We start from the raw sequence: 20,663 nt of genomic DNA on the forward strand, positions 1-20,663 counted from the left end.
GTTGCCTGTTCTGTCCGTGTTACGGGCCCGCGGCGCCCAGCTGCGTGATCCCGTGGGCCGAGGGCCCGACAAGGATGATCAGAAGGGGTGGCACGGTGAACATCATTGTGACAAGTGTCATCTTGGTAGGCAACTTGTTTGCCTTTTCCTCGGCACGCATCACGCGCTTGTCCCGCATTTCGCCGGCATAGACGCGCAGCGCATCGGCGATCGGGGTGCCGAACGAGGTCGACTGGATCAGCACGGTCACGAAGCTGGATACGTCCATCACGCCACAGCGTTCGCCCATGTCGCGCAGCACGGTGGACTTGTCCTTGCCGGCCTTGACTTCAAAGCTGACCATCTCGAACTCGTCGGCGAGCGCGGGGAAGGAGGGGCGGATTTCCTTTGCAACGCGGATGATCGCCTGGTCGAGCGACTGGCCCGCCTCGATGCAGACCAGCATCATGTCGAGCGCGTCGGGAAACCCGTCCTGGATCTGCCCCTGGCGCTCCTGCTGGCGTTTGGAGACCCAGTATTTCGGTGCCATGTATCCCACGATGCCGGGGCCGAGAATATAGGTCAGGGTCTGCTGGGTTGTGGCGTTGTCGGAGTTGCCCATGAACATCAGGTAATAGATCACGCCGAGCACGATGCCACCGATCCCCAGCGCGAATTGCGCGAAGTGATAATAGCGGACCGAGTTGCGCGTGCGATAGCCCGCCTGCATCAGCTTCTGGCGGACGGCGGAATATTCCTCTTCGTTCTTGGGTTCGAGGAAATCCTTGTATTTCTCAAGCTTGTCCTTGGAATTGTTGGTGCGCAGGCGCTTGCCCGGCGTCACCACGACGCCGCGTTCGTTTTCCTCGCGCAGCTTTTCCAGCGGGTCCTTCTGCTGTTTGAGCAGGATCGGCAGGGTGGCCAGGATCATCATGACGCCAAGCCCGCCCACCACGATCAGCGGGCCGAATTCGCCCAGGTTGCCGGTCAGGAGATCGTTGAGTTGTTGCATGGATTGTCTCCCGTGTCAGACCTTGATGTTCACCAGCATCCTCATCACCACAAGGTTGACGAGAAGGAAGCCGCCGACGACGAAACAGGCGGGGATGAACCAGGGGTGGTCGATGACCTCGTCATAGTAATGCGGGTCAAGCAGGTTGATCGCGATCAGCGCGGCGATCGGGAAGCCGGAAAGGAACTTGCCCGACCACTGGGCCTCGGCGGTGATTGCCTTGACGCGACGGAACAGGCGGAAACGGGCGCGGATCACGCGGGCCAGGCCGGCCAGAATCTCGGCCAGGTTGCCGCCCGATTGTTGCTGGATGGTCACGGCGACGGCGAGAAAGCGCAAATCCTGCATGTCCAGCCGCTCGGCCAGGTCCTTGAGCGCTTCGCCGATATCGCGGCCATAGGCGCTTTCGTCGGCGATGATGCCGAATTCTGTCGCCAGCGGATCGGGGATCTCTTTCGAGACGATCTGGATCGCGGACGAGAACGGGTGCCCCACGCGCAGCGAGCGCACCATGAGTTCGACCGCGTCGGGCAATTGTTCCTCGATCATGCTCAGGCGTTTCTTGGCCTTGTGGTTCACCCACATGAAAACCGCGCCGACGCCCATGCCCACGGACACGATGGCCCGCACCGGGGTGCTGGTTTCGGTGCCGACGGTCAGCCCGAGAAAGGCGATGACCGACAGGCCGACCATGATCATGATAAGCTGCCTTGGCGAAAACGCGATCGCGCCCTTCTGCGCGCGGTCGGCCAGCATCGCGTAAAGCGGGATACCGCGCGAGTTCATGTGCTGGCGCATTTCCTTGCGCAGCGTCGCCATCACCTCTTCGCGGCGGTTGCCCTGTTCGAGCATTTCCAGACGGCGGTTCACACGGCTGTTGAGGCTGATCGACCGTCCGAAGACGGTCAGGTACAGGCCCTCGACAAGCACCAGGACACCTATGAAGATCAGGCCATAGATGATCGGCTCGATACTGATGGACATGCTGGTTACTCCGCTGCGATCGGTTCGAAGATGTTGGCCGGCAGGTCGTAGCCCCACAGGCGGAAGCGTTCGGAATAGTGGCTGCGCACGCCGGTGGCGGTGAAATGGCCGATGATCTTGTTCTCGGGCGTCAGGCCGACGCGCTGAAAGCGGAACACTTCCTGCATGGCGATCACGTCGCCCTCCATCCCGGTGATCTCGGTGATCGAGGTCATGCGGCGGCTGCCGTCCTGAAGGCGGCTGGCCTGCACGATCACGTTCACGGCGCTGGCGATCTGGCTGCGCACGGCCTTGATCGGCATCTCGATCCCGGCCATTGCGATCATGTTCTCCAGGCGGCTGACACCGTCGCGGGCGCTGTTGGCGTGGATCGTGGTCATCGAGCCGTCATGGCCGGTGTTCATGGCCTGCAGCATGTCGATCACTTCCTCGCCGCGGGTTTCGCCGACGATGATGCGGTCGGGGCGCATCCGCAGCGCGTTGCGCAGGCAGTCGCGCTGGGTCACCGCGCCCTTGCCCTCGACGTTGGGCGGGCGGCTTTCCATGCGGCCGACATGGGTCTGTTGCAGCTGGAGTTCGGCGGTGTCCTCGATCGTCAGGATGCGTTCGGAATCGTCGATGAACGAGGACAGCGCATTCAGCGTGGTCGTCTTGCCCGAGCCGGTCCCGCCCGACACGATGATGTTCAGCCGGCACGCCACGGCGGCCTGCAGGTAGGCGGCCATTTCCTCGGAAAACGCGCCAAAGGCCACCAGGTCGTCGATGCCCAGCTTTTCCTTCTTGAACTTACGGATGGACACCAGGCTGCCATCGACCGCGATCGGCGGCACCATCGCGTTGAAACGCGACCCGTCCGCAAGACGGGCGTCGACGTAAGGGTTCGATTCATCGACGCGGCGGCCCACGGCGCTGACGATCTTGTCGATGATGCGCTGCAGGTGGCGTTCGTCCTTGAAGGTGATGTCGGTCAACTCAAGCTTGCCGGCGCGTTCCACGAAGATGCGCTGCGGGCCGTTGACCAGGATATCGTTGACCGAGTCGTCCTTGAGCAGCGTTTCCAGCGGCCCGAGCCCGCGCACCTCGTCATAGAGTTCCTGGTTGAGGGTCGTGCGGTCCTCGCGGTTCAGCACGATGCCCTGTTCCGACAGTACCTCGGAGGCGATGGCCGAAATCTCGGTCTTGAGGTCGGTTTCGCTCGCGCTTTCGATGGCGCCGAGGTTGAGGTTGTCGAGAAGCGCGCGGTGCAGTTCCAGCTTGATCTCGCCCAGGCGCTCCTTGCGCTTGCGTTCCTTGTCGGCCGGGCCCGCCTGCGCGGCGACCTTGGGGGCCGGTTTGCGGGTGACCGCGGGTTTGGGGGCGGCGGCACCGGCTGCGGCGGGGGCCTTTGCCGGGCCGGGGGCCTTGGGCGCGGGGGCGGCAGGGCGTGCGCCGGCGGCGGCCGGGGCAGGGGCGTTGGGTTTCTTGTAGCGCGAAAACATGCGTCAGATCCTCGGGTCGGTCAGGCGGCTGCCTCGGTTTCGCTCTGGCCCAGCTCGTGCAGGCTCTGGGCCAGTTTGGCGATTTCCTTGCGCAGCACGTTCTTGGGGGCGCTCAGTGCAAGCGGCTGGCCGTGGTCGGCGCCTTGGGTCACCTGCCGGCCGCCATCGGGCATCAGCAGTTCGATCGAGATGCCAAGGCTTTCGGCCATGCGCTTGACGCGGCTCTTGCCGTTCAGGTCGGTGAATTTCGGCGAGCGGTTCAGGACGAAGCGCAGCTTTTCGAAGGGCATGTCCTCGGATTGCAGCAGCCGCTTGAAGCGCAGCGTGTTCTGGGCCGAGCGCATGTCGAGCTCGATCATGGCCAGATAGATATGCGCCATGCTCAGCACCGTTTCGCTCCACTGGACCAGCGTGTGCGGCATGTCGATCAGCACGTAGTCGTAATGATGCGACGCCTGTTCGATGATGCGGCGGATATCGTCCGAGGTCAGCAGGTCGAGCGGGATCATCTCGGAGGGTGAGGTAAGCACCTGCAGGCTGTCCTCGTAGCCGACCATCGCCGAGTTGAAGCTTTCGCCATCCATCGACTCGGTGTCGGACAGAAGCTCGAACACCGCCTCGCGGCGGGGCAGGTCCAGGTAGGTCGCGGCAGAGCCGTATTGCAGGTCGAAATCGAGCAGGCAGACCTTGGGCGGGGTTTCGCCCTTCTTGGCGACCTGCGTCAGTTCCCACGCCAGGTTGACGGCCATGGTGGTGGCGCCGCAGCCGCCGGCCAGCCCGTGCACGGCCATCACCACGCCCTCGCGCGAGGACCCCGAGAAACGGGTCGTGCGCGGCTCGGCTGTTTCTTCGGCATATCCCTCATAGGAGTCGGGCGCGGGCGCGCGCAGACGGTCGATCGCCGCCTGAAGCTCAAGTTCGGGCAGCGGGTAGGGCACGAATTCGTCCGCGCCCTGGCGCAGCAGCTGGTGCAGGGCGGCGGGGCTGACATCCTCGGCGATCAGGATCACCTTGACGTCGTTCGCCTTGGCGCGCGTGATGATCTCGCCCAGCATGACGAGGTTTTCCTCGTCCTCGGCATCGACGGCCAGCGCCACGAATTCCAGGTTTTCGGCCTCGGGCTGACCGAAAAAGGCAAGTGCTTCGGCAAATCCCAGATCGCCCCAGGTTTCGCCCATGGCGGTTTCCATGTCCTCGATAAGAAGGTCGAAATTCTGGACGTCCCTGCTGATCGTGCAGGCCAGGATCGGGTTCGATTCCGGCTGAAGTTGCGCGTTACTCGTCATTTGCCTCACATCCTTATTGTCGGGTCCAGTTGAGGCGCAGCCGAAAAAGACCGACTCCCCAGGTGTCCCGTGCCCGAGTCGTCGGGGCCGCTTATCTCTCAGCAGGCAAGATGCGAGCGAATATGGGCGACATTACGGCCAAAAGATCGAAATTGTGCGTTATCTTTTGACGATAACAAAAGGCGGGCTGAATTGTTCAGCCCGCCGCGCAGTTTGTTGTTTTGTTTATGGTTATTGATCGGTGGCCAGGTCGGAGCCCTGGATGCCGGACAACCCGGTGCGGGCGGTCGCGCTCTGCACGTATTCGCGGTAGATGATTTCGGCGTATTTGCCGTCCATCACCGTCGGATGGCGCCCGATAAAGCCCGAAACCTCGGTCACGGTCCGGCGGTTGCGGCGCTCGCGGCCCTCGGTCACGACCAGCGGCTGCGTCTCGCCATAGCTGACCACCGCCTCAAGCCGGCTGCGGCTGATCCCGAGCGTGGAAAGGTACTGTACCACCGCCTGCGCGCGGCGCATCCCGAGACGCTTGTTATAGGCGTTCGATCCCACCTTGTCGGTATGGCCGTAGACGCGGAACCGCACCTCGGGGAACTGGCGGATCCAGTCGGCCTGGCGGCGCAGGATCGCGCGGGCGTTTTCATCCAGCGCGGTCGAGTTGAACTCGAAATTCACCATCGACGGCACTTCGCGGGCGAAGCGTTGCGAAAGGCTGACGATATAGCTTTTCTCGCCGTTCTGGATCTGGATGTTGTTCATCGTCGCGTTGCCGAAATCGGCATCGTTATGCAGGATGCCCGCCTCGCGCCAGAAGCTCGAATTCTGCACGGTGCTCTCGCTGCAGGCGGTGAGGGCCACAAGGCCGGTAAGTGCGAGGTATCTGTACATCTGCCTTGTCCCCTCTCAGTCCATCACGTAGCCGTAGGAGCCTTTGAAATCCTGCTTGGCCACTTCGCCCGCAGCCCCCCTGAGCTGGCGCTGGCCGCCGCTGTTGTCCTGCACGCGACCGTAAAGGAACAGGTCCTTTTCCGACGGCGGCCTGACCCGGTCGGTCGGCAGGCTCAGCGCCTCGCCGCGGGTGGGCGTGACCAGATGTGCGGTGATGATGATCACCAGTTCGGATTGCGACCGCTGGTATTCGGCACTGCGGAACAGCGCGCCCAGGATCGGGATATCGCCCAGCCATGGCACCTGGCCGTTCAGGTCGCGGAAATCGTCCTTGAGCAGCCCGGCGATGGCAAAGCTTTCGCCGTCGCGCAGCTCGACCGTGGTCGAGGTTTCGCGGCGCTTGAAGGCGTCGATGCGAAAGGCGTTGAAATCGACGCCGCGGGTCGGATCGATTTCCGAAACGGCGGCTTCGAGTTCCAGGTTGATCAGCTTGTCGTCCAGCACGCGCGGGATAAAGTTCAGCTCGATCCCGAAGGGCTTGAACTCGACCGACACGCGGCCATCGCCCTGGCCGATGGGCACGGGATATTCGCCGCCGGCCAGGAACTTGGCCTCCTGGCCCGAAAGGGCGGTCAGGTTCGGCTCGGCCAGCGTGCGGATGACGCCCTTGCTTTCAAGGGCTTCCAGCAACACGCCCACCTCGACGGAACCGGCGTTGAAGCCGAAAAGCATGGTGCCGTTATTCGCGGTCGTGCCGGGGATGTTGCCCACGAGCGAGTTCTGCTGCCCGGAAAGGTTGCCCGCGGTGTTGGTCCCGCCGGAAACGCCCAGGTCGCCGCTCAGCGTGTTGCCCTGCAGCGCCAGCGAGGCGCTCAGCGATTTGGATACGTTGCGCTCCATTTCGGCGAAACGGACCTTGAGCATGACCTGCTGCACGCCGCCCACCGACATCAGGTTCGACACCCGTTCGGGGGCATAGCGTTCGGCCAGTTCCAGTACGCGGTCCATCTTGCTGATGCTCGACACGGTGCCCGACAGCACGATGCCGTCATTGGCGGTGCGCACTTCGATATTCTCTCCCGGCATGATCTGCCGGACGCGTTCCTTGAATTCGGACACGTCTGCGGCCACGCGCACGTCCACGTTGGTGATCAACTGGCCGTTGGCGTCGAATATCGACAGCGTGGTCAGGCCCGGCGATTTGCCCAGGACATAGATCGTGCGATCGCTGAGCGACGAGATATCGGCGATCGAGGGGTTCGCGATGCTGAGTTCCGCGAAGGGCATTTCGCTTTCCACCACGACGGCGCGGTTCATCGGAACGTTCAGGTCGGTTTCGGTGCCGCGCGTGACCACGCGGATCGTTTCTGCAAGGGCCGGTCCGGTCATGGCCAGCGGCATGGCCGCAAGCGCAAGGCCGGTCACGGCCGCCTTGAAAAGCTTTTCGATTGTCATGTGACCTGCCTCTCCGATCACGCCTCGTTTATATGGCCTTTTCGGCCTTATTGGGGGCGACCATGCACGAAGTGCGGTTTTTTTGCAAGAATCAAGCTGTTCCGCATGAAAACTCATGTGGATATGTGGCAACAGCCAAACAGATCGCGGGCGGCCGGTTGCCCGGCCGCCCGCGTCGCACACCCGTTGCCGGGGGTCATCAGTTCGTGCAGGGGATCGGAATTTCCACCACCTCGGCGCCACGGCGGGTGCGGATGGTGCAGACCTCTTTCTTTGCCTCTTGCTCCACCACCGGCGCGGCGGCAAGACCCAGCAGCTTGGCCTGGTCGATCTCGATCGCCTCGCTGACGGTGTCGTCATCGGTGCCGACAAGGGCCAGCGACAACCGGCCGGTGGTCTGCGCGAGCGCAAGGCTGGCCACCTGTTCGGGGCGCACGGCCACGGTGACGGTGCGCGCGATGGTGGCCGAGGTGTTTTCGCTGTTGGCCGACTGGTCGATCGCTATGACGTTGACGCCGGTTTCGATCAGCTTGGTCACTTCATCGGTATTGCTGGCGCCGGGGCGGTTGACCCGGCCGGTCCAGTAGACATCGACGCGGTGCCCCGGCATCAGGAAGCCCGAAACGCCGCTGGCCACGTCGACCTTGATCGCAAAGGCCCGCATCCCGCGTTCCAGGCGCGAGGTGATGCCGGCATCCTGTCCCGGCTCGGTCACCTTGAGGGCCAGGATCGCCTCGTCCTTTTCCATGCTGCGCAGAACGGTGCGCAGCTCGTCGGAATTGGCGGGGAACAGGGCCTCTGCCTTGGTGAAGGCACCTTCGGGGATGGCGCTCTCGGGCCAGCGGACCTCGCGCACATCCTCGGGGGTCAGCAACTCACCGTATTTGAGCGGGCGCTGCGCCACGTAGACGGGGATGGTTTTCACCAACTGCTCTTTCATGGCGTTCGCGGCGTCCAGCTTGGCCTGGTAGCTTGCGATGTAGTTCTGGGCCATGTAGACCGCGAAACCGGCAAGGGCGAGGCCGGCGATCAGGACCAATCCAAAGACTGCTCGCATGTTCTTTCCTCATTACGTTGTGGCTGCGATGCGGGGTGCCTCGCGTTGCCTGGTTTCGTCATCTGCCGGCCGGGCCGGCAACGGATCAGTCGCCGACCTGTGTCGGGATAGCGTCTGCCGTGTTCTGCGCCAGCAGATTGGTCTGGTCGTTGATCCCGATATAGGCGATGGTCGCCAGCCCCACGACGGCTGCGGTCAGGATGACCCAGTCGACGGTGACGGCGCCCGAGTCATCGCCCAGAAAGCGCTTTGCAAGTTTCAACATCCTCATCCTCCGTGGGATCGTCCCGTGTCTTTGGCCTGTCATCGTCGTGCGGGCGGTACTCTCAATCCGGCCGGTCGACCCAGGTTACGCCTTTGTATGACATGGGATTTGGGCAGAAATTTGGTGGTGACGGATCGAAATGCGGGAAAATGTCAGGGGTTTCACGACATTTCCAAGCAAAGGGGCCGCCTGCAAATACAGACGGCCCGCTTTCGATTCCGGTGGGTTGCGGCGCAGGGCGCCTGCTACCCTTACGGGGTGTAGACGGGCACGGTGGTGCCGATCTCTTCAGCGGTGGCGCCGGCCAGCGATGCTGCATTCTCGTTGATGGCGCCAAAGGCCACGATTGCCAGGCCAACCACGGCTGCGGTCAGCACGACCCAGTCCACCGTCACGGCGCCGTCTTCGTCTTTGCGGAAGTTCTTGAAGAATTTGATCATGGTTCGTCCCTCCAAAGGATCAGGTTACTCAGTCAGGTTCACTACCGTGACGGCGATGTTGTCGGGCGTTACTCTCATCCGGCCCGTCGCCGCGTTGGTATGGCGACAATTAGCCAATGGAATGCGGCATGATTTGGGCGGCATTCGCACGATTTTGGAGACCTGCCGGCGGATAGACGATTTTTTGGTTAATATATTGAAAATAAACGATAAAAAAATATGGAAAATTAAAGCTGCATCTGAACCCATGCCGGATTTGCAACGGTTCGGGGGCGAATCGCACGCGGTAAACTGGTTTTTTCGCATTGATTCTGCGAATGTTTCGTTAACGAGCAGCGATAAAGCGGCAGGTTAGGAAAATGCACCGCGTATGGATTCTGGCTGGCATGATGGCCCTTGCCGGGGCAGGGGGCGTTCTGGCCGAGGCGCCGACGCCCTTTCCCGAGTTCACCTTCAAACGCATCACCCCGCCGAAACCGGGCGAGCGGCCGGTGCTGCCGCAGATCGAGCCGCAGGCCGAGCCCGCCGCGAAACCCGCGGCCCCGGCCGATCCGGGCGTGCCCGTCGCCGCGCGCTATGGCTGGTTCTGGGAGGCGATCTCGCCGGGGATCGAGGATACCGGCCCCGCCCGGCTGGAGCCCGCGCTGACCAGCCTGTCGAACCCGCCCGACGGGCAGGGCGTATCCGCGCCCCGGCTCAGCGACCTGCTGCGCATCGCGCGCGAACAAAAGGCGCCGCTGTTGCTGAACACGGTGGGCACGGGCGTATCGCCGGCGCTGGTGCTGGCGGTGATCTCGGTCGAATCCGGGGGCAGGGCGGATGCGGTCAGCGGCGCGGGCGCGCAGGGGCTGATGCAGCTGATCCCGGCCACGGCCCAACGGTTCGGCGTGGCCGACAGCATGGACCCGGACCAGAACATCAGGGGCGGGGTTGCCTATCTCGACTGGCTGCTGGGCGAGTTCCAGGGCGATGCCATCCTGGCGCTGGCGGCCTATAACGCGGGCGAGAACGCGGTGAAAAAGCATTCGGGCGTTCCGCCCTTCGCCGAGACCCGCGATTACGTGCCCAAGGTGCTGGCCGCCTTCGCCGTGGCCCGCGCGCTGTGCAAGACCCCGCCTCAGCTGATCTCGGACGGCTGCGTGTTCAACCTCGGCTCATGAAAAAGGGCCGCGCTGGTGCGCGGCCCTTGTGCCCCGTGGTTTGCGCGGGCGGCTCAGACGATGGTCGCCTCGGTCGCGGCGATGATATCCTCGCGGCTGACGCCGGGGGCGCATTCGACGATATGCAGCCCCTTGTGGGTCACGTCGAGCACGCCGAGATTGGTGATGATCCGATCGACCACCGCCTTGCCGGTCAGCGGCAGGGTGCACGCCTTCAGCACCTTCGACTCGCCCGCCTTGTTGGTGTGGTCCATCACCACCACCACGCGGCCGACACCGGCCACAAGGTCCATCGCGCCGCCCATGCCCTTGACCAGCTTGCCGGGGATCATCCAGTTGGCCAGGTCGCCCTCTTCGCTGACCTCCATCGCGCCCAGGATCGCCATGGCGATCTTGCCGCCGCGGATCATGCCGAAACTGGTGGCGCTGTCGAAATAGACCGAATGCGGCAGTTCGGTGATCGTCTGCTTGCCGGCGTTGATCAGGTCGGGGTCTTCGTCGCCCTCGTAGGGGAACGGGCCCATGCCCAGCATCCCGTTCTCCGATTGCAGCGTCACCTCGACGCCCTCGGGGATGTAGTTCGACACCAGCGTCGGAATCCCGATCCCGAGGTTGACATACATGCCGTCTTCCAGTTCCCGTGCCGCGCGCGCGGCCATCTCGTTGCGATCCCAGGGCATCAGGCTTCCTCCCTCTTGCGAACGGTGCGCTGTTCGATGCGTTTCTCGTGCTCGCCCTGGATCAGGCGATGCACATAGATGCCCGGCAGGTGGATGGCGTCGGCGTCCAGCTCGCCCGGTTCGACGATTTCCTCGACCTCCATCACGCAGATCTTGCCGCACATGGCCGCCGGCGGGTTGAAGTTGCGCGCGGTCTTGCGGAAGATCGCGTTGCCGGTGGTGTCGGCCTTCCATGCCTTGACGATGCTGAGGTCGGCGAAGATCCCGCGCTCCAGGATGTAATCCACGCCGTCGAAAGTCTTGACCTCCTTGCCCTCGGCGATCTGCGTGCCCACGCCGGTCTTGGTGTAGAAACCGGGGATGCCCGCGCCGCCGGCGCGCATCCGTTCCGCCAAGGTGCCCTGCGGGTTGAATTCCAGCTCCAGCTCACCCGACAGGTATTGGCGCATGAATTCGGCGTTCTCGCCCACGTAGGACGACATCATGCGCTTGACCTGGCGGGTCGCCAGCAGTTTGCCCAGGCCGAAATCGTCGACACCGGCATTGTTCGAGGCCACGGTCAGGTTCTGGACGCCGCTGTCGACGATGGCGTCGATCAGCAGTTCGGGAATGCCGCACAGGCCGAACCCCCCGGCCGCGATCAGCATCCCGTCATGCAGGACGCCGTCCAGCGCCGCCGCGGCCGAGCTATAGACTTTCTTCATTCCTGTCTCCCTCAATCCGGTATGCTCCGGTCTTGCCGGGAGACAGGCACAGAGTCAACGCGATCCTCGGCCGGCCGGCCGAATTCGCAGCGGCGGGGAAGGGGCGGAACCGCCCCGGATCAGATGATCCGCACCTGCGTTCCGACCGGCGCGCGGTCGAACAGGTCGGCGATCATCTCGTTGTAAAGGCCGATACACCCGTCCGACGACCGCCGCCCGATCTTGCGCGTGTCATGGGTGCCGTGGATCAGGTAGGCGGGCCAGGACAGGTACATCGCATGTGTGCCCAGCGGGTTGTCGGGGCCCGGCGGCATATAGCGCACGTCCATGCCGCGCTCGATCATGCTGGGCGTCGGTGTCCAGTCGGGGCCGACCTTCTTGCGCACGATGCGGGTATAGCCGCGTTTCGTCAGCTCGTCGCTCATCGGGACAGAGGTGGGATAGACGCGGTAGTCGGTGTCGTCCGCGTTCCAGAAATGCAGCGCGCGCGACACCGTGTCGGCCACGATCGCGCCCTTGCCCAGCGTGTCGAAATGATCGCGCCAGTCCTGCGCCGAAAAGCTTGATACGTTGTGGCGCACGCCGGGCTGCCCCTGCCGGCCGTCCGGCGCGGGCTCCGCCCGCAGCACCGCGGGGGCAAGCAGCGCCGCGCCCCCTGCCAGCAACATCGCGCGCCGCGTTACGATTTTTCCTGCCATTTGCCTGTCCTCTCGACCACCTGCCGTTTCGGCAAGTGATCGGTCAGGCGGGCGAAAATGGCCAATCAACATGGCTCACGGCTGCGTGTGTCCGGGCTCAGGCCTTGCGGGCGGTCTTTTTCGCGGCGGTTTTCCGTTTGCCGCCCTTCTTCGCGGCTTTTTCCGCGATCAGTTCCAGCGCCTGTTCCATCGTCACGCTGTCGGGCGCGGTGTCCTTGGGCAGGGTCGCGTTGATCTTGCCCCATTTGACATACGGGCCATAGCGCCCGTCCATCACGTTCACCGGGCCGCCCTCTTCGGGGTGGTCGCCCAGTTCCTTCAGCGCCTTGGCCGCGGCGCGGCCGCGCCCGCCGGGATTGGCGCGCTTTTCCGCCAGCAGCTCGACCGCGCGGTTCATGCCGATCTCGAACACGTCGGCGGGGTCTTTCAGGTTGGCATAGACGGGCTTGGCCTCGTCCGGCAACTGGTGAGCGACATAGGGCCCGTAGCGGCCGAAATTGGCGGTGATGGCGCCGCCCTCGGGGTGTTCGCCCACGACGCGCGGCAGGCTGAGCAGCGTCAGCGCCTTTTCCAGCGTCATCTCGTCGGCCTGCCAGCCCTTGGGCAGGCTGGCGCGGTCGGGCTTCTTGTTCTCTTCCGTCGCCTCGCCGCGCTGCACATAGGGCCCGAACCGGCCCGAGCGCAGGCTGATCTCGTTGCCGTGCTCGTCCTCGCCCAGCACCCGGTCGCCCGACTCGGCCGCGTCGCCGCCGATGGGGCGGGTATAGCGGCATTCGGGATAGCGCGAGCAGCCCACGAACCCGCCGGTGCGCGAGGTTTTCAGGTGCAGCTGCCCCTCGCCGCACAGCGGGCAGGCGCGCGGGTCGCCGCCATCCTCGCGCGGGGGATAGAGGGTGGGGGCCAGCGCGTCGTCCAGCACGTCCAGCACCTCGGTGATCCGCAATTCGGAGGTTTCCGAAATCGCGGCCGAGAAATCGCGCCAGAACTGGGCCAGCAGTTCCTTGTAATCGGTATGCCCGGCGCTGACCTCGTCCAGCTCGTCCTCGAGCGCGGCGGTGAAATCGTATTCCACGTAGCGGCGGAAGAAATTGGTCAGGAACACCGTGACGATCCGGCCCTTGTCCTCGGGGATCAGGCGGTTCTGTTCCTTGCGCACGTATTCGCGGTCCTGGATCGTGGTGACGATCGAGGCATAGGTCGAGGGCCGGCCGATGCCCAGCTCTTCCATCTTCTTGACCAGCGTCGCCTCGGTATAGCGGGGCGGCGGCTGGGTGAAATGCTGGTCCGGCGTGACCTGGCGCTTCTCGGCCTTTTCGCCCTGCATGATCTGGGGCAGGCGCTTGTCGTCGTCATCGACCACGCTGTCGTCGCGCCCTTCTTCGTAGACGCGCAGGAACCCGTCGAACAGCACCACCTGCCCGGTGGCCCGCAGGCCCACCTGGCCGTCGCCGCTGGCGATATCCACCGTGGTGCGTTCCAGCCGCGCGGCCTCCATCTGGCAGGCGATGGTGCGTTTCCAGATCAGGTCGTACAGCTTGCGCTGGTCGGGGTCCGACAGTTTCAGCGCGGCGGCATCCTTTGTCATCACGGTGGGCCGGATGCATTCATGCGCTTCCTGCGCATTCTTGGCCTTGTTCTTGTACATGCGCGGGCTGGCGGGGACATAATCCGCGCCATAGCGGTCGGCGATGGCGTCGCGGGTGGCGTGCACCGCCTCGGGCGCCATGTCGATCCCGTCGGTCCGCATATAGGTGATGTGCCCCGCCTCGTAGAGCCGTTGCGCCGCGCTCATGGTCTGACGCGCGCCCATGCCGAACTTGCGGCTGGCCTCTTGCTGGAGCGTCGAGGTCATGAAGGGCGCGGCGGGGTTGCGGCTGGCCGGTTTCGCCTCGACCGAGGAAACGGTCAGGTCGCGGCTGGTGATCGCCTGCACGGCCAGTTCGGCCTGCGTTTCGTTCGAGATATCGTATTTGTCGAGCTTTTTGCCCGCCAGCACGGTCAGCCGCGCCTCGTATTCCTGGCCGCGCGGGGTGGCCAGCAGGGCCTTGACCGTCCAGTATTCGCGGGGCCTGAACGCCTCGATCTCCATCTCGCGCTCGACGATCAGGCGCAGGCAGACCGATTGCACCCGGCCCGCGCTGCGCGCGCCGGGCAGCTTGCGCCACAAGACCGGGCTGAGGTTGAAACCGACAAGGTAATCCAGCGCGCGGCGTGCCAGATACGCCTCGACCAGCGGCGCGTCGATCTCGCGCGGGTTCTGCATCGCCTCGGTCACCGCCGCCTTGGTGATGGCGTTGAAGGTGACGCGGCGCACATCGGTGTCCTTCCTGATGGCGCGGCGTTTGGTCAGCGCCTCTTTCAGGTGCCAGCTGATCGCCTCGCCCTCGCGGTCGGGGTCGGTGGCGAGGATCAGCGCGTTGTCGGATTTCAGCGCCTCGGCGATGGCGCGGACATGTTTCTGGCTGTCGCTGCCCACCTCCCATTTCATGTCGAAATCGTGTTCGGGGTCGACCGACCCGTCCTTGGGCGGCAGGTCGCGGACATGGCCGTAGGACGCCAGAACCGTGTAGTCCGAGCCCAGATACTTGTTGATTGTCTTGGCCTTGGCAGGGGATTCGACAACAACGACGGGCATGTGGATTCCTTTCGACTCGGCACGGGGGCTGTGGCGGCGGACCATGTGGGGTGCATGCGTTGTTTGTCAATGCGCCGTATCGGGGCATTGCCTGCGGGCCGGTCGATATCGGGGGGAATGGCGGCGTTCGGTGCCCACGCAACCGGGGTTGCCTGCCGATCATGCAGCGACGGCAAACCGGAAGTGGCCGCCCGCCCGCGCAAGAAGTGTGAAACCGGGGCGGTTTGTCGCCCGTGCAGGGGCGCCGCACCCGGAAACGTAAGCCACCCGCACAAAGGGGCACCGCGTGCCGCCCGCCCTCAGTTGGTGCGCGCCAGCAGCCCGCCGGGATGGCGCACGATCCTGCCCTCAAGCTCCAGGTCGGTCAGCGCGGGGGCCACCGTGCGGGCGGGGGCCTTCAGGTCGCGGATAAGCTGATCCTCGGCCAGCGGCGAGGGGCCCAGCCGGTTCAGGATCTCGCCATGCAGGGCGGCGGTTTCGCGCAGGCTGCGCTTTTCCGGCGGGGGCGCGGGGATCTCGGCCGTCGCCGGCGCGGGGTCGGGCGTCGCTTGCGGGGTTTCGCGCACCGGCAATGCCTCGATCACGTCCTCGGCGCGGCGCACCAGCGTGGCGCCGTCGCGGATCAGCATGTTGCACCCCGCCGCGCGCGCATCGAAGGGGTGGCCGGGCACCGCCAGCACCTCGCGCCCCTGGTCCAGCGCGTCGCGCGCGGTGATCAGGCTGCCGGATTTCGCCGCCGCCTCGACCACCACGACGGCGCGGGCGAGGCCCGAGATCAGCCGGTTGCGGCGCGGGAAATGCCGGGCCTGCGGGGGCAGGCCCATCGGTTGCTCGGACAGGCGCAGGCCCCTGGCGGCGATATCTTCGGCCAGCCGGGTGTTTTCCGCCGGATAGATCGTGTCGACCCCGCCGGCCATCACCGCGATCGTGCCGGTGTCGAGCGTGGCCAGATGCACCGCCGTGTCGATGCCGCGCGCAAGGCCCGACACGGTGACGAAGCTCTGCCTGCCAAGGTCGGTCGCCAGCGCGCGCGCCATCCGCGTGCCCAGCGACGAGGCGTTGCGCGCGCCCACCATGGCGATCCGGTCGCGGTCCAGCAGGCCGGTATCGCCCATGGCCCAGAGGATCGGCGGCGGGTCCGAGAGATCGAGAAGGGATGCGGGGTAGTCGGGCGTGCCGATGCAGATCATGCACGCGCCGGCGGACTGCGCCTTGCGCAGCTCGGCCTGTGCAACGCCGGGCGGGCAGGGGGTGTAGTCGTCGACCCCGGCTGCGCGGGCGACATCGGGCAGGGCGTCCAGTGCGCCACCGGCAGAGCCGTGTTCGCGCATCAGCCGGTAGAATGTCGATGGCCCGACGCGGCGGGATCGCAAGAGGCGAAGCCACGACACCCGCTCATCTTCCGTGGTGGGTGGGAGTGGGGGGTGAGTGGAAGGATGAAACTCCTGTGGCATCGCAACCTCGCCGTCTTGCTGGAATCATCTCTAGCGCACGGCTGGTTAACGCCCGGTAAACCCCGGCGGGGCGCGTGTGAAACCGCGCGGTTTTCAGGCGATACCGCGCGGTTGCGGGCGCATCAGGCGCCTGCGCCGCCCACCGTCAGCCCGCCGATCATCACCGTCGGCTGACCCACGCCCACCGGCACCCATTGCCCGGCCTTGCCGCAATTGCCCATGCCGGGATCGAGCGCCATGTCGTTCCCCAGCGCGCGGATCTGTTGCAGCGCGGTGGCGCCGTCGCCGATCAGCGTCGCGCCCTTGACCGGGGCGCCTATCTTGCCGTTCTTCACGCGATAGGCCTCGGTGCAGGAGAACACGAACTTGCCGTTGGTGATATCGACCTGCCCGCCGCCGAAGCCCACGGCATAGATACCGTCCTTCAGGTCCGCCACGATATCGCCGGGATCGGCGTCGCCGCCCAGCATGTAGGTATTGGTCATGCGCGGCATCGGCGCGTGGGCATAGGATTCGCGCCTCCCGTTGCCGGTGGGTTCGACCCCCATCAGGCGGGCGTTCTGGCGATCCTGCATGAAGCCCACCAGGATACCGTCCTCGATCAGCACGTTGCGGCGCGAGGGCGTGCCCTCGTCGTCGAAGGTGATCGAGCCGCGCCGGTCGGGGATGGTGCCATCGTCCAGCACCGTCACGCCGGGGGCGGCGACGCGCTGGCCCATCAGCCCGGCGAAGGCCGAGCTGCCCTTGCGGTTGAAATCGCCCTCGAGCCCGTGGCCCACCGCCTCGTGCAGCAGGATGCCGGGCCAGCCGGGGCCCAGCACCACGTCCATGATGCCCGCGGGCGCGGGTTCGGCGCGCAGGTTGACCAGCGCGATGCGCAGCGCCTCCTGCGTCTTGTCCTGCCAGTCGGCGGGATCTAGCAGCCCGTCCAGCCCGATCCGCCCGCCACCGCCTGCGGTGCCCTGTTCGCGGCGGCCCTGGTCCTCGACGATGACGCTGACATTGACGCGGGTCATCGGGCGCACGTCGCGCATGTGCTGGCCGTCGGGGCGCAGGATCTCGACCTCCTGCAGCGATGCGGCGATGGTTGCGGTGACCTGCACCACCCGCGGATCGAGATCGCGGGCATAGGCGTCGATGGCGCGCAGGGTTTCCAGCTTGGCGGGAAATCCGACGCCCGCGATCGGGTCGGCATCTGTATAGAGGTGGCGGTTGGTGGGTTGCGGCCCGGCGGCCAGCGTGCCGCCGCCATCGCCCACGGCCAGCCGCGCGGTGGCCACGGCGCGGGTGAGCGCGGCCTCGGAAATCTCGGAGGAATGGGCATAGCCCGACACCTCGCCGCGCACGGCGCGCAGGCCGAACCCTTCGGTCGCGTCGTAGCTGGCGGTCTTGACCCGGCCGTCGTCGAATACCAGCGCCTCGGCGCGGCGGCGTTCCAGGAACAGCTCGCCGTCATCGGCGCCGGCGGTTGCCTCCTGCAGCCTGGCCAGTGCCGCGTCGCGGTCGAGCATGGTCTGGAACGGGCGGAAATCTGTATCGGCCATGTGATCTGCCTTACCTGGGGGTGTTTCGTCCTGTCGGCGCCGGTGCCGCGCCTTCGCGCAATATAGGGGGTGTCGCCCGGCACCGCCACCGGGCATGGCGCGGCGCGGGCGGGCAGGGGAGCAAAGACACATGTCGAATGCCTGTTTTTCGTGGCTTGTGGCCGGGGGCGAATTTGATCTATGTCAAAAAAAGCGTCCGTTTGCCGCAACCGAAGATGTTGTCCGATGTGACAGAATATGGTTTCTGGCAGCGACTGAATGCGGGATTCCGCCGTATACAACGTCAGGCGGGCTCCGATGGGACCAAAACGAACGAACGATCAACCGATCAGGGTGACACATGCGACTTTTCTCTAGCCTTCTGGCCGCATCCGCAGCCTTTACCGCCGCGCCTGCCTTTGCGCAGGAAGGGTTGGAAATCATCGGCAAGCCGACCGAGGGCGGTATGGGCTTTCAGCCCGCCGCGACCGAGCTTGCCCGCGATCTGCAAGGGCTGGACGGCCTGATTCTGGTGATCATCACCGCCATCACGCTGCTGGTCTGCGTGCTGCTGCTCTACGTGATCTTCCGCTACAACCGTCGCGTGAACCCCAGCCCGGCCAGCTTTACCCATAACTCGCCGCTCGAGGTGGCATGGACCATCGGGCCGATCGTGATCCTGGTCTTCATCGGGGCGTTCTCGCTGCCGGTGCTGTTCAAGCAACAGGAAATCCCCGAGGGTGACATCTATATCAAGGTGACCGGCTACCAGTGGTACTGGGGCTATGAATATACCGATCACGAGTTCGGCTTTGAAAGCTTCCTGCTGGCCAGGGACGAGCTGGAAGAAAACGGCTACAGCCAGGACGAATACCTGCTGGCCACCGACACAGCCGTGGTGGTGCCCGTCGGCAAGACCGTGGTCATGGACGTGACCGCCGCCGACGTGATCCACAGCTGGACGATCCCCGCCTTCGGTGTGAAACAGGACGCCGTGCCGGGCCGCATCGCGCAGCTTTGGTTCAGTGCCGAAAAGGAAGGCGTGTATTTCGGCCAGTGTTCGGAACTGTGCGGCAAGGATCACGCCTATATGCCGATCACCGTCAAGGTGGTCAGCCAGGAGGCCTATGACGACTGGCTGCAGGGCGCGATCGACGAATACGCGGGCAACCCCGCCTCGGTCGACCTGGCCTCGGCCGAGTGACGCAAGCCTGACCGGGATGCGCCCGCGCGCATCCCGCAGCGCCAGCCAACGGGACACGACATGAGCGACGCGACGATCAACACGACGGTTAACCAGCCCGAGGCCGGGTTCGGCGACTATGTCGCGCTGCTCAAGCCGCGCGTGATGTCGCTGGTGGTGTTCACCGCCGCGGTGGGCCTGCTGGCCGCGCCGGTTGCCGTGCACCCGTTCATCGCATTCTGCGCGATCCTGTTCATCGCCATCGGGGCCGGGGCCTCGGGGGCGCTGAACATGTGGTGGGACGCCGATATCGACCGGGTGATGAAGCGCACCGCGCGCCGCCCGGTGCCCGCCGGCAAGGTGACCGCGCAAGAGGCGCTGGCACTGGGCGCGACGCTGTCGGTGATGGCGGTGGTGATGCTGTGGCTGGCGACCAACTGGGTGGCCGCTGCGATCCTGGCATTCACCATCTTTTTCTATGCCGTCGTCTATACCATGTGGCTGAAACGCTGGACGCCGCAGAACATCGTGATCGGCGGTGCGTCGGGGGCGTTCCCGCCGATGATCGGCTGGGCCGTGGCCACCGGCGGGGTCAGCGTGGAATCGGTGCTGATGTTCGCGCTGATCTTCATGTGGACGCCGCCGCATTTCTGGTCGCTCGCGCTGTTCATGAATTCCGACTATCAAAAGGCCGGCGTGCCGATGCTGACCGTGACGCATGGCCGCCGGGTGACGCGCAATCACATCTTCTGTTACACGCTGCTGCTGGCCGCGCTGGCCATCGGCGCCGGCTTTACCGCCATCGGCGGGCCGATCTACCTGGCGGTGGCGGTGGTGCTGAACGCGATGTTCGTGCTGGGCGCCTGGCGCATCTGGCGCCGCGACGAGGCCTGCGCCGATGCCGACGGATTTGCCACCGAGAAGAAGTTTTTCCGCCTGTCGCTGCTGTATCTTTTCGCGCATTTCGGCGCGATCCTGGCCGAGGCGGCGCTGCGCCCCTGGGGCCTTGGAGGCTGGTGAACGCAATGAGCTTTCGCGAGGAACACGAACTGCATGGCCGCCGCAAGGGCCGCAATATCGGGGTGGGGCTGACCTTGGCGGCTTTCATCGTGATCGTGTTCGGCCTGACGGTGGTGAAAGTGACCCGCGGCGATTTCGAACCGCCGCGCGGCCAGCAGGTTGAGGGGAACTGACGCATGGCGATGGATCCGAAAACCAGGACATTGGCGCAGACCGTGGGCGTGGTCGTCCTGATGGGCGGGCTGGCCTGGGCGTCGGTGCCGTTCTACGACTGGTTCTGCCGCGTCACCGGATTTGGCGGCGTGACCGACGTGGCCGATGCCGGGTCGGACGTGATCCTGGACCAGACCATCAAGATCCGCTTCGATGCCTCGAAAGAGCGCGGTATGCCGTGGGAGTTCAAACCGCTCCAGCGCGAGATGGAGATCCGCATCGGCGAAACCGGCCTTGCCTTCTACGAGGCTTACAACCCGACGGACCGTCCCATCGCGGGCACCGCCAGCTATAACGTGGCGCCCTACGAGGCGGGCGGCTTTTTCACCAAGATCGACTGCTTCTGCTTCGAACAGCAGATCCTGCAGCCGGGCGAGCGGGTGGAAATGCCGGTGACCTTCTATGTCGATCCCGAGATCGTCGAGGACCGCGACGCGAAATACGTCCACCGGATCACGCTGGGCTACACGTTCCACGAAACCGACCTGCCCGAGGATCAAGCTGCGCTCGACCAGGGCGGGGACAAGTCCGTTAACTAAGAAAAGCCAA

At 65.0% G+C, this 20,663-nt stretch carries 21 protein-coding genes; 6 read left to right on the top strand and 15 right to left on the bottom strand.

Annotation, left to right across the window (positions count from 1 at the left end; translation table 11 throughout):
• Nucleotides 1-19: 19 nt before the first annotated feature.
• The 9 genes from F3H87_RS02705 to F3H87_RS02745 form a co-directional block, all read right to left on the bottom strand.
• Entirely contained in the window at nucleotides 20-991 is a 972-nt protein-coding gene (locus tag F3H87_RS02705; protein ID WP_149786573.1) for a type II secretion system F family protein, read from the bottom strand.
• 15 nt (nucleotides 992-1,006) lie between these two features.
• Nucleotides 1,007-1,975, bottom strand: a complete 969-nt coding sequence (locus F3H87_RS02710) for a type II secretion system F family protein (RefSeq protein WP_149786572.1) — start codon at nucleotides 1,973-1,975, stop codon at nucleotides 1,007-1,009.
• Between the two features lie 5 nt (nucleotides 1,976-1,980).
• Nucleotides 1,981-3,453, bottom strand: a complete 1,473-nt coding sequence (locus tag F3H87_RS02715; RefSeq protein WP_149786571.1) for a CpaF family protein — start codon at nucleotides 3,451-3,453, stop codon at nucleotides 1,981-1,983.
• A 20-nt stretch (nucleotides 3,454-3,473) separates the two neighbouring features.
• A complete protein-coding gene (locus F3H87_RS02720) occupies nucleotides 3,474-4,739 on the bottom strand; it encodes an AAA family ATPase (RefSeq protein ID WP_149786570.1) in 1,266 nt (421 codons plus the stop codon).
• A 231-nt stretch (nucleotides 4,740-4,970) separates the two neighbouring features.
• Nucleotides 4,971-5,627 carry an OmpA family protein gene (locus F3H87_RS02725; RefSeq protein WP_149786569.1) on the bottom strand — a complete coding sequence of 219 codons (657 nt, stop codon included), beginning with the start codon at nucleotides 5,625-5,627 and terminating at the stop codon, nucleotides 4,971-4,973.
• Between the two features lie 15 nt (nucleotides 5,628-5,642).
• Nucleotides 5,643-7,082: a type II and III secretion system protein family protein gene (locus F3H87_RS02730; protein ID WP_149786568.1), complete on the bottom strand. Its 1,440-nt coding sequence runs from the start codon at nucleotides 7,080-7,082 to the stop codon at nucleotides 5,643-5,645.
• A 199-nt stretch (nucleotides 7,083-7,281) separates the two neighbouring features.
• Nucleotides 7,282-8,139 (bottom strand): Flp pilus assembly protein CpaB, encoded by an 858-nt coding sequence (gene cpaB / locus F3H87_RS02735; RefSeq protein ID WP_149786567.1) that lies wholly within the window; start codon nucleotides 8,137-8,139, stop codon nucleotides 7,282-7,284.
• Between the two features lie 85 nt (nucleotides 8,140-8,224).
• Nucleotides 8,225-8,404, bottom strand: a complete 180-nt coding sequence (locus F3H87_RS02740) for a hypothetical protein (RefSeq protein ID WP_149786566.1) — start codon at nucleotides 8,402-8,404, stop codon at nucleotides 8,225-8,227.
• A gap of 251 nt (nucleotides 8,405-8,655) precedes the next feature.
• Complete coding sequence (locus F3H87_RS02745) at nucleotides 8,656-8,844, bottom strand: Flp family type IVb pilin (RefSeq protein ID WP_149786565.1); 189 nt, start codon at nucleotides 8,842-8,844, stop codon at nucleotides 8,656-8,658.
• On the opposite strand from F3H87_RS02745, the gene F3H87_RS02750 reads away from it, so the two are divergent.
• Together F3H87_RS02750 and F3H87_RS02755 are read left to right on the top strand one after the other, a co-directional pair.
• Nucleotides 8,843-9,199, top strand: coding sequence for a hypothetical protein (locus F3H87_RS02750; protein WP_149786564.1), 357 nt, complete (start codon nucleotides 8,843-8,845; stop codon nucleotides 9,197-9,199). The genes F3H87_RS02745 and F3H87_RS02750 overlap by 2 nt on opposite strands.
• A 4-nt stretch (nucleotides 9,200-9,203) precedes the next feature.
• Nucleotides 9,204-10,004: a lytic transglycosylase domain-containing protein gene (locus F3H87_RS02755; RefSeq protein WP_149786563.1), complete on the top strand. Its 801-nt coding sequence runs from the start codon at nucleotides 9,204-9,206 to the stop codon at nucleotides 10,002-10,004.
• 53 nt (nucleotides 10,005-10,057) lie between these two features.
• Here F3H87_RS02755 and F3H87_RS02760 read toward each other — a convergent pair whose 3' ends face one another.
• The 6 genes from F3H87_RS02760 to tldD form a co-directional block, all read right to left on the bottom strand.
• A complete protein-coding gene (locus F3H87_RS02760; RefSeq protein WP_149786562.1) occupies nucleotides 10,058-10,684 on the bottom strand; it encodes a 3-oxoacid CoA-transferase subunit B in 627 nt (208 codons plus the stop codon).
• A complete protein-coding gene (locus tag F3H87_RS02765; protein WP_149786561.1) occupies nucleotides 10,684-11,388 on the bottom strand; it encodes a CoA transferase subunit A in 705 nt (234 codons plus the stop codon). The genes F3H87_RS02760 and F3H87_RS02765 overlap by 1 nt, the downstream gene beginning before the upstream one ends.
• 119 nt (nucleotides 11,389-11,507) lie before the next feature.
• Nucleotides 11,508-12,086, bottom strand: coding sequence for a L,D-transpeptidase (locus F3H87_RS02770; RefSeq protein ID WP_149786560.1), 579 nt, complete (start codon nucleotides 12,084-12,086; stop codon nucleotides 11,508-11,510).
• Between the two features lie 97 nt (nucleotides 12,087-12,183).
• Nucleotides 12,184-14,721, bottom strand: a complete 2,538-nt coding sequence (gene topA, locus F3H87_RS02775; protein WP_149786559.1) for a type I DNA topoisomerase — start codon at nucleotides 14,719-14,721, stop codon at nucleotides 12,184-12,186.
• A 299-nt stretch (nucleotides 14,722-15,020) separates the two neighbouring features.
• A complete protein-coding gene (gene dprA / locus F3H87_RS02780) occupies nucleotides 15,021-16,175 on the bottom strand; it encodes a DNA-processing protein DprA (RefSeq protein WP_149786558.1) in 1,155 nt (384 codons plus the stop codon).
• Nucleotides 16,176-16,297: 122 nt separating this feature from the next.
• Nucleotides 16,298-17,719 (bottom strand): metalloprotease TldD, encoded by a 1,422-nt coding sequence (gene tldD, locus F3H87_RS02785; RefSeq protein WP_149786557.1) that lies wholly within the window; start codon nucleotides 17,717-17,719, stop codon nucleotides 16,298-16,300.
• Nucleotides 17,720-18,059: 340 nt separating this feature from the next.
• On the opposite strand from tldD, the gene coxB reads away from it, so the two are divergent.
• The 4 genes from coxB to F3H87_RS02805 are packed head-to-tail and all read left to right on the top strand — an operon-like array spanning nucleotide 18,060 to nucleotide 20,653.
• Entirely contained in the window at nucleotides 18,060-18,902 is an 843-nt protein-coding gene (gene coxB / locus F3H87_RS02790; RefSeq protein WP_149786556.1) for a cytochrome c oxidase subunit II, read from the top strand.
• Between the two features lie 60 nt (nucleotides 18,903-18,962).
• A complete protein-coding gene (gene cyoE / locus F3H87_RS02795; protein ID WP_149786555.1) occupies nucleotides 18,963-19,901 on the top strand; it encodes a heme o synthase in 939 nt (312 codons plus the stop codon).
• A gap of 5 nt (nucleotides 19,902-19,906) precedes the next feature.
• Nucleotides 19,907-20,074, top strand: coding sequence for a cytochrome C oxidase assembly protein (locus F3H87_RS02800; protein ID WP_149786554.1), 168 nt, complete (start codon nucleotides 19,907-19,909; stop codon nucleotides 20,072-20,074).
• Nucleotides 20,075-20,077: 3 nt separating this feature from the next.
• On the top strand, nucleotides 20,078-20,653 hold the full coding sequence (locus F3H87_RS02805; RefSeq protein WP_149786553.1) for a cytochrome c oxidase assembly protein: 576 nt from the start codon (nucleotides 20,078-20,080) through the stop codon (nucleotides 20,651-20,653).
• The last annotated feature ends 10 nt before the right edge of the window (nucleotides 20,654-20,663 follow it).

It is taken from the genome of Lutimaribacter pacificus (genome assembly GCF_900142185.1).
Lineage (GTDB): Bacteria > Pseudomonadota > Alphaproteobacteria > Rhodobacterales > Rhodobacteraceae > Lutimaribacter > Lutimaribacter pacificus.